This is a genomic window from Undibacterium sp. Ji49W (assembly GCF_049340205.1).
Taxonomy (GTDB): Bacteria; Pseudomonadota; Gammaproteobacteria; order Burkholderiales; family Burkholderiaceae_D; genus Undibacterium.
In genome coordinates this window covers 17,817-34,239 of the sequence record NZ_JBMPOW010000006.1, presented here as the reverse complement: position 1 = coordinate 34,239, position 16,423 = coordinate 17,817, and the positions used below count along the sequence as shown (strand labels likewise).

Genomic DNA, 16,423 nt, shown 5'->3' with positions numbered 1-16,423 from the left:
CTTCATTGATGAATGTCACCTAAATTCACCATCTGCCGCGCTTTCACCCAAGGGTGTCTGGAAAAAAACACCTACATGCATGTAGAATGATTGCCAAAGGCTAAATCCATGAAGTTTGCGGACATTGACCGCAACTGGCTGTGAATGCAGCATGACCCTGCTTTCATCGCGCAAATGACAGAGCTAAGCGGCAATACACCTTCTTTTTCTTGGATATTAAGAGCCTCGTATCACCGATAATACCTATAAATCATGGCAATAAATGCCCATCGAGAGGAAAACCATGGCGAAAGCACCAGCAAAAGCAGCGACTGATTCAGGTGATGCCCCACCAGCGGGCAAATCTAAAAAGAAACTCCTTATCATGATCGCCGCTGCCGTCTTTTTACTGGTGGCAGCTGGTGGTGGAGCTCTTGTCATGATGAAAAAAGGTTCTGCCAATAAAGAAAAAGAACACAAGGCTGAACCTGCAAAAGCACCTGTATTCCTGGCGCTGGAACCGTTTACCGTCAACCTGCAATCTGATGGCGGTGACAAATATCTGCAAATCAGCATGACACTGCAAGTGCAGGATGAAGAACAGGTCAATCTGATCAAGGCGAATATGCCGCAAATACGCAGCCGCCTGCTGTTACTGCTGTCGAGCAAGGATGCAACCGAAATTTTGTCCGGTGAAGGCAAGGAAAAACTGGTCAATGAAATCATTGAAAAAGTTAGCCAGCCATTTACAGCCAAAGGGGAGCCACAAAAAGTGAGTGGCGTTTTCTTTACTTCTTTCGTCGTTCAATAAACTATGTCAGATAATTTTCTCTCCCAGGAAGAAGTTGATGCCCTTTTAAAGGGCGTCACGGGAGATCAGGACGACTCGCAATCACTGGAGGATACCTCCGGTGTCCGGCCCTACAATCTTGCCACGCAAGAGCGTATCGTCCGCGGCCGTATGCCGACGCTGGAAATTATCAACGAACGTTTTGCCCGCCTGCTGCGCATAGGCCTGTTTAATTTCCTGCGCCGCAGTGCCGAAGTATCGGTAGGTACTGTCAGGGTATCGAAGTACAGTGAATTCATCCGTAACCTGGTGGTACCAACCAATCTGAACCTGGTCCACATGAAGCCCTTGCGCGGCACCTCGCTGATCGTGCTTGATCCTGGCCTGGTGTTTTTGCTGGTAGATAATCTGTTTGGTGGCGATGGCCGCTTCCACACCCGTGTGGAAGGTCGCGACTTCACCCAGACTGAACAGCGTATCATCCACCGCATACTGGAAATCATTTTTGAAACCTATTCCAAATCATGGGAACCGGTCTATCCCATCGAGTTTGAATACATACGTTCAGAAATGAACACCCAGTTCGCCAATATCGCCACCCCGAATGAAGTGGTGGTATCCACTACCTTCACGATAGAATTGGGGCCGGTAAGTGGCGAGATGCATCTGTGCATGCCCTACTCCACCATAGAACCTATCCGCGACATTTTGACCAGTAGTTTGCAAGGTGAAACGCTGGAAGTGGACAAGCGCTGGGTGCGTCTGATGACGCAGCAGATACAGATTGCCGAAGTAGAAATCGTTGCTGACCTGGGTACGACCCGTGTCACCCTGGGTGATATCCTGAATATGAAAGAAGGCGATGTGATCCCTTTATCCATTCCGGAAATCATTTCAGCTAAAGTCGATGGCACGCCTGTGATGGAGTGCAAGTATGGAGTATTTAACGGACAGTATGCTTTACGCGTTGAGAAACTGATCAGTTCCAGCGTACAGGAAGTAGCACAAGGAGAGAACCATGGATGATAACGGCGACGCACCAATCAGTGAAGATGATTGGGGTGCTGCAATTGCAGAGCAGGAAAAAGCGGAAGCTGCGGCAGCAGAAAAGAGCGAGCCACAGCCTACAGCTGCCATTTTCAAAGAGTTCAGCGGCAAAAGCCAGGCACCGGAAACCCATAATGACATCGACTTCATTCTGGATATCCCGGTACAGCTGACCGTGGAATTGGGCAGGACCAAAATCGCCATCAAGAACCTGCTGCAACTGGCACAGGGTTCGGTGGTGGAACTCGATGGTCTGGCCGGTGAACCTATGGATGTACTGGTCAATGGCTGTCTGATTGCCCAGGGCGAGGTGGTGGTAGTAAATGACAAGTTTGGTATACGCCTGACCGATATCGTCACGCCTGCCGAGCGCATACGCAAACTGAACAAATGAAGTATTTCCCACGTTTTTATGCAGTACTGGCGACGGCGGCATGGTCTGGCAGTGTTCTGGCGGCAGATACCTCTGCCGTATCGCCCAGTGGCGGGCTGTTGCAGATCATCATGGCCTTGCTGCTGGTACTGGCACTGGTGGTAGCCGCTGCATGGGTCATGAAGCGCCTGGGCCCCATACAGGGTGGCAACAAGATACAGGTCAAGATCATCGGTGGCATCAATGTTGGCAACCGCGAACGCGTGATGGTGGTGGAAGTGGCCGATCAGTGGCTGATTCTGGGCGTCACCGCCAACAATATCAACAATCTGGGCAGCATGCCAAAACAGGAAGAGTTGTTATTACAGGCGGCACAGGCACAAACCAATGATCCATTTTCTGCATGGCTGAAACGCACGCTGGATAAACGTTCTACCGAACGATCTGACAACAAGTAATTACATCTGCATGAAAACTTTGCGCTCCTCCCTGCCACTGGTCTGGCTTGCCATTTTTCTGAGTGGCCTGCTGCTGCCTGAACTGGCTTTTTCACAAACAACAGGTGGCTTGCCAGCCATTACAACGACGCCTGCTGCCGGTGGTGGCCAGAATTATTCGCTTAGTATTCAGACCCTGCTGTTCCTGACGGCACTCAGCTTTATCCCGGCGGCATTGCTGATGATGACCAGCTTCACCCGCATCATCATCGTACTATCCTTGCTGCGGCAAGCCCTGGGTACGCAGTCAGCGCCGCCCAACCAGGTAATGGTCGGGCTGTCGCTGTTTTTAACCCTGTTTGTCATGGGGCCGGTGTTTGACAAAATCTATGCCGAAGCCTACGTACCGTTCACTGAAAACAAGATCACCATGCAGGCAGCGATGGACAAAGGTGCCACGCCGCTCAAGCAATTCATGATGAAGCAGACCAGGCAGTCGGACCTGGCGCTGTACGTCAAATTATCGAATACCCCGCAATTGCAGGGTCCTGAAGATGTACCACTGCGTATCCTGATACCGGCCTTCATCACAAGTGAATTGAAAACCGCCTTTCAAATCAGCTTTGCCATTTTCATCCCCTTCCTGATCATCGATATGGTGGTCGCCAGTGTGCTCATGTCCATGGGTATGATGATGGTGTCGCCGGCAATTGTCTCGCTGCCCTTCAAGCTGATGTTGTTTGTCCTGGTGGATGGCTGGCAATTATTGATAGGCTCACTCGCACAAAGTTTTTATTAAGGCTTCAACAAGGCTAATTATGACCCCGGATAGCGTAATGACACTCGGCCGCCAGGCCATGGAAGTGACCCTGATGGTTTCCGCCCCTTTACTGCTGGTCGCGCTGGGCATAGGTTTGATCGTCAGTATTTTTCAGGCTGCCACCCAGATCAATGAAACCACACTGTCTTTCATTCCCAAGTTGGTGGGTATCTTTGTCACCCTGATTATTGCCGGCCCCTGGATGTTGACCGTACTGACGGATTACATGCGCCAGATGTTCACCAGTATTGCAACCATGGCGGGATAGGTGCGGCCACGCATAGCGCTGACATGTCATACCAATGATTTCCTTCTCCAGCAATGAACTGATCGCACTGATCAATTCCTTTATCTGGCCGCTGACCAGGATACTGGGCATGATTGCAGTTGCGCCCCCCTTCGGCAACAATACCGTCCCGGTACAGATCAAGCTGGCGCTGGGTATTGTGCTGTCACTCATCGTGGCCCCCACCCTACCCGCAGTCCCTGCACTCGATCCTGTATCCCTGAACGGCATACTGGTGCTGGCCCAGCAATTGATCATCGGCCTGGGCATGGGTTTTGTCATGCGTGTCGTTTTTTCTGCCATCGAAATGGCGGGCGAGGTGGCCGGTCTGACCATGGGCCTGGGTTTTGCTACCTTCTTTGATCCGCAGACACAGGGGCGTTCATCGGCAATTGCGCAGTTTCTGGTGTTGACTGCCACGCTGCTGATGCTGACGGCGAATGTGCATTTATCGATGCTAGCCACCCTGGTTGAAAGCTTCCAGACCATACCGATTTCAACCACCTTTCAGACCGGGCTGAATTATCAGAAAATGGCCCTGTGGGGTGAGCAGATTTTCAGTGTGGGCATGCATTTATCCCTGCCCATCGTTGCAGCCTTGCTGGTTACCAACGTGGCATTGGGCATACTGACGCGTGCCGCTCCTCAATTGAATTTATTCGGTATCGGCTTCCCGATTACCATCGGTGTCGGCTTTTTGATGCTGGCACTGATCATGCCGTATTTGCTTGTGCCATTGGAAAACCTGTTCCAGCAAGGCATAGAAGCCATGCAGGCTGTCGGACAATCGAATGTCCCGTCAATAAAGCCGCCGCCCTTTCCGCCTGCACTACAACCCAAATAAATCACTATGAAAACCATGGGCAATCAGAATGACAGATTTGGTTGCGTGTATAGCGTGGCAGAAATTCGTGCGATAGAAACAGGTGCGCTGAGCATGCAGCTTGATCAGGCAAATCCAGGCACTAAATCGCTGATGCAAAAAGCCGGACTGGCAGCCGCCAACCTGGCCATTGAACTGGTCGGCAATTTGCCAGCAAAAATCCTTGTTCTCGCTGGCCCGGGCAATAATGGTGGCGATGCCTTTGAAGTTGCTGCAATCCTGGCTTCACGGGGCCATGCCGTACATGTTGTGCAATGTGGTAATGCGGTTGATTATTCCAGCGATGCATTGTCCAGTCTGCGCAAAGCCCAGTCCTACCATGTTCAATTGATCGATGCAGTCGCCTTGGCAAGCTTGCCTTCAGATTGGGCGTTGATCATCGATGGCCTGTTTGGAATAGGTCTTAAACGTGCGCCAGAAGGTGCCATCGCCGGGCTGATAAGACATATCAACCAGCTTGCTGCACAGAATGCCATCCCGTTGTTGGCGCTCGACGTGCCCAGTGGCCTGAGCGCAGAAACCGGGCAACTTGCAGGCACGGATGGCATCGCTATTTGCGCGACACATACCATCAGCTTTATTGGTGACAAACCGGGTCTGCATACGGGTCAAGGGCAGGATTATGCTGGCCAGGTCAGCGTTGAAAGCCTGGGGATTCCATCAAGCTTGTTCCCGCCCGCCAAAGCCCATCTGAATACCGCCGAATCACTAAAAGGCATATTGCAACCACGCAAACAAAACAGCCACAAAGGCAGTTATGGTGATGTCATCATCATAGGTGGTGCCAGCGGCATGGTGGGTGCGGCCATCCTTGCTGCCAGGGCAGCACAGTTTTCTGGTGCCGGACGCATTTATTGCTGCATTCCAGGTGTTGGCCCGCAGTATGACAGTCTGCATCCTGAAATCATGTTTCGTGTACCTGAAGAAATGGATTTTGAGGATCACCATGTCGTCATCGGCCCCGGCCTGGGTACATCAGCCGCTGTACAGGCTTTGCTGATCGGAGCGATCAAATCAGCAAAAACCTTGGTGGTGGATGCAGACGCACTGAACCTGATCGCCGCAGACCCGGCTCTTGCGCAGCTTCTGGCGAGCAGAACCGCAGCAAGTGTGCTGACTCCACATCCGCTGGAAGCAGCACGATTGTTGCAGCAAGGCGTGGCAGAAGTGCAGGCAGACCGGTTGTTTGCTGCACGCAAACTGGCACAGCAATTGAACGCCGTTGTTGTGCTGAAAGGTTCCGGCAGTATTATTTGTAAAGCGAATGGGGATGTGTCCATCAACACCACCGGCAACCCGGCACTGGCCAGCGGCGGCACTGGTGATGTTTTGGCTGGTGTTACTGGCGCCTTATTGGCACAGGGTTGCAGCGCCGCAGAAGCCGCGAGAATAGCTGCCTGGGCACATGGCTATGCGGCGGATGAACTGGTGGAACAAGGGACCGGCCCCATAGGTCTGACTGCCAGCGAATTGCTACCCCTCATCAGAAAAAACCTGAACTGGCTGACAAAGGGCTGATCAAAAAGTCCAATCAAAAAGCCCGATCAAAAAACCAATCAATCTACCAGGCTATTGATCTGTTCAGGATTCAGCTTCTCTGCTTTTTGTGCGGCGTCACAAACAATACCTGCGCCCGACAGCGCGGCGGACAGTTTTTCTATCTGTTCCTGCTGTGAGGCGGCATGATCTATCAGCTTGTGCAAGACCTTGGAAATAGGATCATCACTATTTTGCGTCACGCCATAGGCAGTAAATAGTTGCGCTGCCTCTGAATCGGCGGACGCCACTTCTCTCTTGATAATATGCGCCGGATTACCTACCGCCGTTGCACCGGCAGGTACTGGTTTCAACACCACGGAATTGGAGCCGATTTTTGCACCAGCGCCTATCGTAAAACCACCCAGTACCTTGGCACCGGCACCGACAATGACGCCCGCCTCCAGCGTAGGATGGCGTTTGGCACCTCTGGACAAAGAAGTGCCACCCAGTGTCACCCCCTGATATATCGTGCAATCGTCACCGATTTCGGCTGTTTCGCCTATGACCACACCAAAACCATGGTCGATAAATACCCTGCGTCCCAGCGTCGCGCCTGGATGTATTTCTATGCCGGTCAATACCCTGGCAATATGGGAAATAAAACGCCCCAGCCACTTCATGCCACGTGTCCAGCACCATTGCGCCCATCCATGCATGAGAATCGCCTGAAAACCAGGATAACAAGTAATCACCTCCCACGCATTGCGGGCTGCGGGATCTTTTTTGATGATACTTGCGATGTCTTCTCTTAAGCGGCTAAACATGAAATTTGAAAATGTTCTGGCGGGAGATAGATAGTAGCGTATTTCACAAAGGCCCGTGGAGAGCCCCTGATGCCCGCCAGGGAATGGCGGGCGGCGAACTGAGCTTTAGCGTCAGTTTTTTACCAGACGCTGACGACGTGCTTCATACAGGCATACACCCGAAGCCACTGAGACATTCAGGCTTTCAACAGAGCCAAACATGGGAACGCTGACCAGCACGTCGCAGGTTTCACGTGTCAGGCGACGCATGCCTTCACCTTCAGAACCCATGATGATGGCGCTGCCGGTTTTGAAGTCAACGTCATAGATATTCTTTTCGACTTCATCCGTCGTACCGACGAGCCAGATATCACGCTCTTTCAACTCGCGCAAGGTGCGGGCCAGATTGGTCACGGTAATATAAGGGACGGTTTCGGCCGCACCGCTGGCGACTTTGGCTGCTGTGGCGTTCAAACCCACGGCCCTGTCCTTGGGGGCGATCACCGCATGCGCACCAGCACCGTCAGCAACACGCAGGCAAGCACCCAGGTTGTGCGGATCGGTAATGCCATCGAGTACCAGCAACAATGGTGGACCATCAATGGCATCCAGCAATTCATCCAGATTGCGGGCCAGTGACAGCTCACTGGCTTTCGCCACTACGCCCTGGTGACGGCGGGTACCGACGATATTGCTGAGACGCTGGTCATCTGTCAGGATAATTCGCACACCGGCAGCTTTTGCTGTACTCAGCAAATCCTGCATGCGCCTGTCCACACGGGCGGAATCGACGTAAATTTCGTCGACGGAAGAGGCTTCATGGCGGATACGTGAAGTCACCGCGTGGAAGCCAAATATCATTTTACTTTTCATCTTGTTCTTTTCAATTATCTACTAACGTCTTTTCTTTGCTGACTTGCCAGCCGTACCAGGTGCTTTTGTCTTGGCACTGGCAGGTGCGGCAGCAGATTTCTGGCGACGTCCCCCAGAAAAACTGTCTTCACTTGCTTTGACACCGACTTTTTTTACCGCCGCGGCCTTGGCCGATTTGGAAAAAACGGGGGCTAATTTTTCTTCCGGTTCCTGGGCAAGCTTTCTCGCATTGGCCGGATTTTTACGGTTTTTATCTGATGCGGCGACACTTCTTTGTTCACCTGGCCCACCAGGCAATTTGCCGGAAGCGGGTTGCGCGATACTCAAATCAATCTTTCTCGCATCCAGATCAACGCGACTCACCACGACACGGACTTTATCTGTCAATTGATAACGCTTGCCTGTGCGTTCGCCACGCAATTCATGACGTGCGTCATCGAACTGGAAGTAATCGGCCCCCAGTTCAGTCACATGCACCAGGCCTTCGATATAAATTTCGTCAAGCTGCACAAAAATACCGAACTGGGTAACGCCAGTGATCATGCCAGTAAACTCTTCACCCAGTTTGCCTCGAATGAAATAGCATTTCAGCCAGGCTTCAACATCGCGTGATGCTTCGTCCGCCCGTCTTTCGTTGGCGGAGCAATGCACACCCAGTGCGTCCCAGATCGTCAGATCTTTTTCAACCTTTTTCTTGCCGGCAGCCTTGTCAGCCACCATCTGCTTGCGCGCCGCATTGGAAACCGTGGTGTTCAACAGGCTCAGATCTATACCTTTGGGTTCGTATTTACGTCCCTGCAAAATAGCCTTGATGGCGCGATGCGTCAGCAAATCGGGGTAACGGCGAATCGGGCTGGTGAAATGCGCGTAAGCGTCATAAGACAAGCCGAAATGACCGATATTGTCCGGGCTATATACCGCCTGCTGCATGGAACGCAGCAACATGGTCTGCAACAGCGGCGCGTCTGGCCTGCCTTTGATTTTTTTCATCAACTCGGCATAATCAGATGCCGACGGTGAATCGCCACCGTTAAGGAACAGGCCAACCTGTTTCAGGAAATTTCTGACCTGGGTCAGTTTTTCTTTGGTCGGGCCGGCATGGATACGGTACGTGCCGGGATGCTTATAGGTTTCCAGCAGATTGGCAGCGCAAACGTTAGCCGCCAGCATGCATTCTTCGATCAGCTTGTGAGCATCATTGCGCGTGCGTGGCAGGATTTTTTCTATCTTGCCGGATGGATTGCAAACGATGTAGGTTTCTGTCGTTTCGAAGTCGATCGCGCCGCGTGCCTGGCGCGCCTTCAGCAATGACTGAAAGACTTCATACAGATGCAGGAGGTGTGGCACCAGCGTCAGGCGCTTGCCGGCTTCGGGGCCTTTGGTATTGCCCAGGATGGCCGCTACCTCAGTGTACGTGAAACGTGCAGCGGAGTGAATGACTGCCGGATAAAACTGGTAAGCCGTGACTTCACCATCCTGCGTAATCACCATGTCGCACACCAGTGTCAACCGATCAACGTCGGGATTCAGTGAGCACAAGCCATTCGACAGGCGTTCCGGCAGCATGGGGATGACACGACGCGGGAAATACACGGATGTACTGCGCAACAGGGCTTCTTCATCGAGCACATCATTCGGCTGCACATAGTGGCTGACATCGGCAATCGCCACGATCAGGCGGTGGCCTTTGCTGCGACCGATTTTGATGGGTTCACAATACACGGCATCATCAAAGTCGCGTGCATCTTCACCATCGATGGTGACCAGCGGAATATCGCGCAGATCAACCCTGTCGTTGAGGTCCACATCCCGTACTTCAGACGGCAATTTTGAGGAAGCCTTTTTGACCGCCTCTGAGAATTCATGCGGCACACCAAATTTTCTGACGGCGATTTCGATTTCCATACCAGGGTCGTCAACATCACCCAGCACTTCTACTATCTTGCCTACTGGTTGCGCATAACGGGTCGGTTGCTCGGTTAACTCGACGCTGACGACCTGGCCGGCTTTTGCCTTGCCCGGTGCACCGGTCAACAGAATATCCTGGCTGAAGCGTTTGTCTTCAGGTGCCACGATCCAGGCACCGTTTTCGTTCAGCAAACGACCGATGACATGGGTATTGGCCCGTTCCAGAATTTCCAGAATGCCGCCTTCCAGCCGGCCACGCCTGTCAGTACCGACCACGCGTGCCATGACGCGATCACCATGCAGCACTTTCTGCATTTCGCGCTCTGGCAAAAACAGGTCTTCACTGCCGTCATCCGGTATCAGAAAACCATAGCCTTCACGATGGCTGCTGACTTTTCCGCTGATGAAATTATCCTGATTGGCGATGGTGTAACTTCCACCTTTGTCCACTTTAATCTGCCCATCCCTTTCCATCGCGTTTAATCGTCGTGTCATGCCATCTAACTCCTCAGGTTTAACCGACAAACCATCCGCAATGGCGGAAGCCGTCATTTTTGCCTTGTTAGTACGTAGAACGCCCAGTATCTCTTCGCGACTGGGGATAGGGTATAAATGCTTATTCAAATCTTATATGTCTTCTTTAAATGTTAATCTGGCCTGTGCCAGAACCATAGTCAGGCGTTAGTTTACCGGAGCAAACCTCTTTCACCTAACAATTCTTGTATTCATCAAGTCATGTGCCTTGACAAAAGTCCGTATTAATTTATAATGTTGTTCTCCGTTGCCCACGTGGCGGAATTGGTAGACGCGCATGGTTCAGGTCCATGTGCCTTCGGGTGTGGGGGTTCGAGTCCCTCCGTGGGCACCACCAAATTGGAAGCCCGCTGATTCGTCAGCGGGCTTTTTCATTTCCGCAACGCCCTGCTTTCTCAAGTCCATTTTCATCTCCACTACCAAGCCCACTCCAGTTCATTGCTGTATCCCTGATTTTGCCATTATTCATGGCGTTTTTTTCATCCGGACAAAAATCAAATCCAACTCATTTGCATAGTTTTGATTTTCATTTTGAAAGTTTTGAGAAATTCGCCCGGAATTCACCCAAAACGACGTAAATGCTCTATAATAATGCCTTCTGTTGCCCACGTGGCGGAATTGGTAGACGCGCATGGTTCAGGTCCATGTGCCTTCGGGTGTGGGGGTTCGAGTCCCTCCGTGGGCACCACCAAATTGATGGCCCGCTGATTCGTCAGCGGGCTTTTTCATTTCTGCGCCATCTGACTTCTCAAGCTCACCACCATCACCTCCCTGCACTACCACATCTCCATCTCACCTCACCATTAAAGCATCAACAATCACTTTCTGCACCAAGACCAAGACAGGCATAAAAAAACGGAAGGCTATGCTTCCGTTTTTGGGATACCCTTACTTCGCGCCTTTTTTCAGCCAGGCATTCAATTGATGCGGCCTGATGCTGTCATATTCTTCAAAAGGTTGATGTATCCAGGGATTGGTCGTCAGGTGCTCCAGATAATAATCCGGTGCCACGGATGAACATGCCTTATACCAGATTACGGCTGACTTGACCTCAGTCACTGCCGGGAAGTTCTCGCGCAAATGCACCAGTACTTTTTCCAGCGTCACACCAGAATCAACCAGATCATCCACCACCAGCACACGCCCTTGCAAGGCACCTTTGGTCATGGAAATATACTTGCCGATATCCAGCGCGCCCTGCACGGTACCAGACTCTTCACGGTAAGAACTGGTGGACAATATCGCCAGTGGCACATCAAAAATACGCGAGAAGATATCACCTGGACGCAAACCACCGCGCGCCAGGCACAATACCTGGTCAAATTTCCAGCCGGTTTCATGTACTTTCAAGGCAAGTTGTTCAATCGAGCGATGATAGGCTTCCCAGGAAACCCATAAGTCCTTGTCTGTTGATGCGGGCATATTCATATTCTTATTTTCCTTCTTAAATAAATGGATGCCTTAAAACGATCGTTTCTTCACGATCCGGGCCAGTAGATACCATATCTACCGGAACACCGACCAGCTCCTGAATCCGCTGGATATAGTTGCGGGCGTTGACTGGCAACGCGTCCATGCTCTTGGCACCGACCGTAGTATCAGTCCAGCCTGGCATTTCTTCATAAATCGCTTCACAACGTGCCGCTTCTTCAGCGCCAACAGGGAAGATATCGACGACTTTGCCATCCACTTTATAGCCAGTGCACAGACGCAGTGTTTCGATACCATCAAGTACGTCCAGCTTGGTCAGGCACATACCGGAAACGCCATTGATCTGCACCGAGCGTTTCAGCAGGGCTGCATCAAACCAGCCGCAACGACGCGCACGTCCGGTAACCGTACCAAACTCATGACCAACACTGGCCAGATGCTTGCCAACACCTGCATCCGTCGGCAGCTCAGACGGGAAAGGGCCAGAGCCGACACGCGTAGTGTAAGCCTTGGTAATACCCAGGATGTAATGCAGCATGTTGGGACCAACGCCAGAACCAGCAGCGGCATTGCCAGCGACACAGTTACTGGAAGTAACGAAAGGATAGGTCCCGTGATCAACGTCCAGCAAGCTGCCTTGCGCGCCTTCAAACAAGAGGCTGGCACCAGCCTTATGGGCTGCATACAGGGCACTCGATACGTCCGCCACCATAGGACGGATGCGCGGCACATTGGCCAGCGTGTCATCCAAGGTTTTCTGGAATTCAACGGCTGGCGCTTTGAGATAATTGGTCAGTACGAAATTGTGATAATCGAGATTATCACGCAGCTTTTCAGCAAAGCGCTCTTCATTGAGCAAATCGGCGACACGAATCGCGCGACGAGCAACTTTATCTTCATAGGCCGGGCCTATACCCTTGCCGGTAGTACCGATCTTGGCAGCGCCACGGGCGATTTCACGCGCCGCATCGAGTGCAGTATGGTAAGGCAGGATAACCGGACAGGCTTCCGAAATTTTCAGACGCGACACCACTTCCACGCCATTGGCTTGCAGCTTGTCGATTTCTCTCAACAGGTCAGGCACGGACAACACCACGCCATTGCCGATATAGCAGGCAGTACCGGCGCGCATGATACCGGAAGGTATCAGTTGCAAGGCTGTCTTTTGGCCGCCTATCACCAGCGTATGGCCAGCATTGTGGCCACCCTGAAAACGAACTACGCCTTGTGCGTGATCGGTCAGCCAGTCAACGATTTTTCCTTTGCCTTCATCGCCCCACTGGGTACCGATTACAACAACGTTTTTTGCAATTTTAGTTTGTGTCATCACTCAACCTACATTTTGAAGAATCCATTTACCACCATCGAAAGTGAGTGCGCGATTGCAATCAAATTCGTCTTGTTCACTCTCGTGTCCGGGCATGCTTTGAATCACGATCTCACCCTCGCTACGCAACTGGGCAATTTTCTCGCGCAACAGTTGCTCACTGCCCCAGGGGGCGCGTATCGCGCCTTTTCTCTCGGCGGTGGGCAGCAGGCGTGCCAGCTCGCGCAAATCCAGAGAAAAACCGGTTGCAGGGCGCAGGCGACCAAAAGCCTCGCCCACGTGATCATAACGCCCGCCGCGCGCGACAGCATTCGGCAAACCAGGCACAAATACGTTGAACATAACGCCGCTGTGATAGTGGTAGCCACGCAAATCAGCCAGATCGATGGTGACATGGGCGCCACCGGTCAGGTTGACCAGATATTCCAGTTCATCCAAAGCAACGTCAATGCCTTTCATTGCCGGCAAGACAGCACGTGCCCTGGCAATAACAGACGCGTCGCCATACAGGCCAGGCAAGGCCAGCAAGGCAGCCCTGACTTCGGCAGAGAAATTCTGGCTCAGCTTGTCTATGCTTGGCAGGTCTTTTGCCTCCAACAGGGCAAACAGGGTGTTTTCCTGCGCCTTGGCGAGCGGATCTGCTGCCAGCAAAGTGCGCAAGACGCCCACATGACATAAATCCAGACGCACATCACGGATATTTGCCAGCGCCAGGCAACCCAGCACCAGCTCCTGGATTTCGGCATCTGCTTCCAGACCGGCATGACCATAGATCTCGGCACCAATCTGCAAAGGCTCACGCGTGGCATGCAGGCCAGACGGCCTGGTCTGCAATACGCTGCCTGCGTAGCAAAGACGGGTGACCGAACGGCGGTTCAGCAAATGCGCGTCAATACGGGCAACCTGGGTTGTCATATCCGAGCGCAGGCCCATGGTACGGCCAGACATCTGATCAACCAGCTTGAAAGTACGCAAGTCAGTATCCTGTCCTGCCCCGGTCAGCAAGGATTCTATGTATTCCAGCAATGGTGGCATCACCAGTTCGTAACCGAACAGGCGGAAGTGATCCAGCAAGGCGCGGCGCAACTCTTCTATCTTGCGCGCTTCAGAGGGCAAGATATCCGCAATATTTTCAGGTAAAAGCCAATTTGGCATGGGGAATTATGTAAAAAACAAAAAAATTTGGCTAGGCCAATCCGACAAACAGCGACCTGCACCTTGAGGTGCAGATCGCTGTCGAGAAAACAAATGAATTACTTGCCTTTTACTGCGGGCGCACTACCGCCGGAAGCACCAGAGCCTTTAAAGTATTTGAAGAAATCAGAATTAGGATCAACCACTAACACATCACTCTTATTCTTGAAGCTGTTACGATAAGCTTCCAGGCTACGATAAAACTTGTAGAACTCAGGATTTTGTCCGAATGCCTGCGCATAGATCTGTGAAGCTTCAGCATCACCGGCACCACGCATTTTTTCTGCTTCACGGAAGGCTTCTGCCAGTATCACCGTTCTTTGCTTGTCAGCATCAGCACGAATCTGTTCAGAATCAGCAGCACCGGTAGAGCGTAATTCATTGGCAACACGAGCACGTTCTGCCTTCATGCGGTCATACACGGAATTATTGATCTGTTCGACATAATCAACCCGCTTCAAACGCACATCAAGAATTTCCACACCGATCTGCTTTGCTTCTTCTGCGACTTTTTTCTTGATTGCATCCATGACATTGCCACGCTCGCCGGAAATCACTTCGCGCACGGTGCGTTTGGTAATTTCGTCATTCAGGGCGGCCTTGACGATCTGTGACATACGGTCCGTAGCGCGACGCTCTTCACCGTTAAAGCTGACGTAGTACAGCTTTGGTTCCTTGATACGCCATTTGACGTAGGAATCAACCAGGATGTTTTTCTTTTCTGCCGTAATGAAGCGATCGGCTTCTGGAGAATCAATGGTCAGGACACGCTTGTCCAGGAACAGCACATTCTGGAACGGAGGCGGCAGTTTAAAATGCAGGCCAGGCTCACTGATGACAGAACGTACCTCACCCAAGGCAAACACAATGGCGTGTGAACGTTGATCGACCACGAATATGGTGGAATACGCCACCAGTATGGCTGCAAACAAGGCCACAACAACTGAAATGAGCTTATTCATTTATCGTACCTCCCTGTCACGAGAGTCACGGCTATCTCTTGATCTTCCATCTTTGCTGTAACGCATCTCCACAGTAGGAATCTGTTCGGCAGACGGTGCCGTTGGCTGCACGGTGGCTGCTGAAGCTGCCTTGCCAGCAGACGAATCAGATGGCGCCATCATTTTGTCTATAGGCAAATACAGCATGTTATTGCCAGCCTTGGTATCGACCATCACTTTGCTGGTGCTGGCAAAAATCTGCTGCATGGTTTCCAGGTACATACGGTCACGGGTAACGGCCGGTGCTTTCTGGTATTCGGTCAACACCTGCTTGAAGCGCGAGGCATTACCTTCAGCATTGGCAACGATGCGTGACTGATAGGCTTCTGCATCCAGCAACAGACGGGATGCTTCACCGCGCGCCTTTGGAATAACGTCATTGGCATAGGCCTGACCTTCATTCTTTTGACGTTCCTTGTCCTGCCCCGCCTTGACGGCATCATCAAATGCTGTCTGCACTTGTTCAGGCGGCTGCACGCCCTGCATGGTCACATTGGTAATCTGTACACCGGCAGTATAGATATCCAGAATTTTTTGCATGCTGGTGCTGACATCCAGTGCGACTTTTTCGCGGCCTTCATACAGGACGAAATCCATCTTGTTCTTACCGACGATTTCGCGCACGGCGGTTTCGGCGACCTGACGTATCATGTCTTCCTGATCGCGGTTGTTGTACAGCCAGTCTGCGGCATTATTCAATTTATACTGAACTGCAAATTGAATATCAACGATGTTTTCATCATCGGTCAGCATCAAGGACTCACGCGCCTGCTTGTTCTTTACATTCGAACGATAGCCGACTTCAATGGTACGCACCTGGGATACATTGACGATTTCATGGCCCTGAATAGGGTAAGGCCAGCGCCAGTTAAAACCGGCAGAAGTCTGATGACTTAATTTACCAAAGGTCGTGATGACGGCAGTCTGACCTTCCTGAACGATGAAAAAGCCACTCGCCAGCCAGATCATGGCAAAAATACCAACAATCAGTGAAGCGCCTATTTTGGCACCGGAAGAATCAGGCGAAAACCCGCCATTATCGCCACCGCCATTGCCTTTTTGGCCAAGCAGGCGGCTCAGTTTCTGGCTAAAGTCTTTCCATAGCTGGTCGAGATCAGGCGGCCCTTCGGGCGGCTTTTTATTGTTATTATTATTCTGATTATTGTTTTGTGAACCACGTCCCCATTGAGGGTCGTTCAACGACATGGTCAAACCAATTCTTTTGAGAAGTGAAACAAGCATTCTGTCGCTATCCAAT

General features: G+C 51.7%; 16 protein-coding genes and 2 tRNA genes. 10 read left to right on the top strand and 8 right to left on the bottom strand.

The genetic code is table 11. The annotated features are described in order from the left end of the window. The first annotated feature begins 283 nt into the window (after positions 1-283). The 8 genes from fliL to ACO0LK_RS08855 are packed head-to-tail and all read left to right on the top strand — an operon-like array spanning position 284 to position 6,133. On the top strand, positions 284-790 hold the full coding sequence (gene fliL, locus ACO0LK_RS08890; RefSeq protein ID WP_422974189.1) for a flagellar basal body-associated protein FliL: 507 nt from the start codon (positions 284-286) through the stop codon (positions 788-790). 3 nt (positions 791-793) lie between these two features. Beyond that, positions 794-1,795 (top strand): flagellar motor switch protein FliM, encoded by a 1,002-nt coding sequence (gene fliM, locus ACO0LK_RS08885; RefSeq protein ID WP_186946588.1) that lies wholly within the window; start codon positions 794-796, stop codon positions 1,793-1,795. Continuing rightward, complete coding sequence (gene fliN, locus ACO0LK_RS08880) at positions 1,788-2,210, top strand: flagellar motor switch protein FliN (protein ID WP_186946589.1); 423 nt, start codon at positions 1,788-1,790, stop codon at positions 2,208-2,210. Before fliM ends, fliN begins: the two co-directional genes overlap by 8 nt. Continuing rightward, a complete protein-coding gene (fliO, locus tag ACO0LK_RS08875) occupies positions 2,207-2,647 on the top strand; it encodes a flagellar biosynthetic protein FliO (protein WP_422974187.1) in 441 nt (146 codons plus the stop codon). The genes fliN and fliO overlap by 4 nt, the downstream gene beginning before the upstream one ends. Positions 2,648-2,657: 10 nt before the next feature. After that, positions 2,658-3,425, top strand: a complete 768-nt coding sequence (gene fliP / locus ACO0LK_RS08870) for a flagellar type III secretion system pore protein FliP (RefSeq protein ID WP_186946591.1) — start codon at positions 2,658-2,660, stop codon at positions 3,423-3,425. Positions 3,426-3,444: 19 nt separating this feature from the next. After that, positions 3,445-3,714, top strand: coding sequence for a flagellar biosynthesis protein FliQ (gene fliQ / locus ACO0LK_RS08865; RefSeq protein ID WP_186946592.1), 270 nt, complete (start codon positions 3,445-3,447; stop codon positions 3,712-3,714). A 34-nt stretch (positions 3,715-3,748) separates the two neighbouring features. Continuing rightward, positions 3,749-4,576, top strand: a complete 828-nt coding sequence (fliR, locus tag ACO0LK_RS08860) for a flagellar biosynthetic protein FliR (protein ID WP_422974184.1) — start codon at positions 3,749-3,751, stop codon at positions 4,574-4,576. Positions 4,577-4,582: 6 nt separating this feature from the next. Continuing rightward, a complete protein-coding gene (locus ACO0LK_RS08855; protein ID WP_422974183.1) occupies positions 4,583-6,133 on the top strand; it encodes an NAD(P)H-hydrate dehydratase in 1,551 nt (516 codons plus the stop codon). A gap of 38 nt (positions 6,134-6,171) precedes the next feature. Here the strand turns inward: ACO0LK_RS08855 and cysE are convergent, their stop codons facing one another. The 3 genes from cysE to rnr form a co-directional block, all read right to left on the bottom strand. After that, positions 6,172-6,918, bottom strand: a complete 747-nt coding sequence (gene cysE / locus ACO0LK_RS08850; protein ID WP_422974182.1) for a serine O-acetyltransferase — start codon at positions 6,916-6,918, stop codon at positions 6,172-6,174. Positions 6,919-7,029: 111 nt separating this feature from the next. Beyond that, positions 7,030-7,770: a 23S rRNA (guanosine(2251)-2'-O)-methyltransferase RlmB gene (rlmB, locus tag ACO0LK_RS08845; RefSeq protein ID WP_422974181.1), complete on the bottom strand. Its 741-nt coding sequence runs from the start codon at positions 7,768-7,770 to the stop codon at positions 7,030-7,032. Positions 7,771-7,791: 21 nt separating this feature from the next. Continuing rightward, the gene (gene rnr, locus ACO0LK_RS08840) at positions 7,792-10,302 is read right to left on the bottom strand and encodes a ribonuclease R (protein ID WP_422974179.1); all 2,511 of its coding nucleotides are present in this window, start codon (positions 10,300-10,302) and stop codon (positions 7,792-7,794) included. Positions 10,303-10,461: 159 nt separating this feature from the next. Between rnr and ACO0LK_RS08835 the strand changes: the two genes are divergently transcribed. Further along, a tRNA-Leu gene (locus ACO0LK_RS08835) sits at positions 10,462-10,546 on the top strand. A gap of 269 nt (positions 10,547-10,815) precedes the next feature. After that, positions 10,816-10,900, top strand: a tRNA-Leu gene (locus ACO0LK_RS08830). A gap of 200 nt (positions 10,901-11,100) precedes the next feature. Here the strand turns inward: ACO0LK_RS08830 and ACO0LK_RS08825 are convergent. The 5 genes from ACO0LK_RS08825 to hflK all read right to left on the bottom strand — a co-directional run bounded on the left by ACO0LK_RS08825 (position 11,101) and on the right by hflK (position 16,407). Next, on the bottom strand, positions 11,101-11,634 hold the full coding sequence (locus tag ACO0LK_RS08825) for a phosphoribosyltransferase (protein ID WP_422974577.1): 534 nt from the start codon (positions 11,632-11,634) through the stop codon (positions 11,101-11,103). Positions 11,635-11,656: 22 nt separating this feature from the next. Beyond that, positions 11,657-12,970, bottom strand: a complete 1,314-nt coding sequence (locus ACO0LK_RS08820) for an adenylosuccinate synthase (RefSeq protein WP_422974177.1) — start codon at positions 12,968-12,970, stop codon at positions 11,657-11,659. A 3-nt stretch (positions 12,971-12,973) separates the two neighbouring features. Next, positions 12,974-14,125, bottom strand: a complete 1,152-nt coding sequence (locus tag ACO0LK_RS08815; protein ID WP_422974175.1) for an ATP phosphoribosyltransferase regulatory subunit — start codon at positions 14,123-14,125, stop codon at positions 12,974-12,976. A 98-nt stretch (positions 14,126-14,223) separates the two neighbouring features. Next, positions 14,224-15,126: a protease modulator HflC gene (gene hflC, locus ACO0LK_RS08810; protein WP_186946599.1), complete on the bottom strand. Its 903-nt coding sequence runs from the start codon at positions 15,124-15,126 to the stop codon at positions 14,224-14,226. After that, a complete protein-coding gene (gene hflK, locus ACO0LK_RS08805) occupies positions 15,127-16,407 on the bottom strand; it encodes an FtsH protease activity modulator HflK (RefSeq protein WP_422974173.1) in 1,281 nt (426 codons plus the stop codon). Positions 16,408-16,423: the final 16 nt, after the last annotated feature.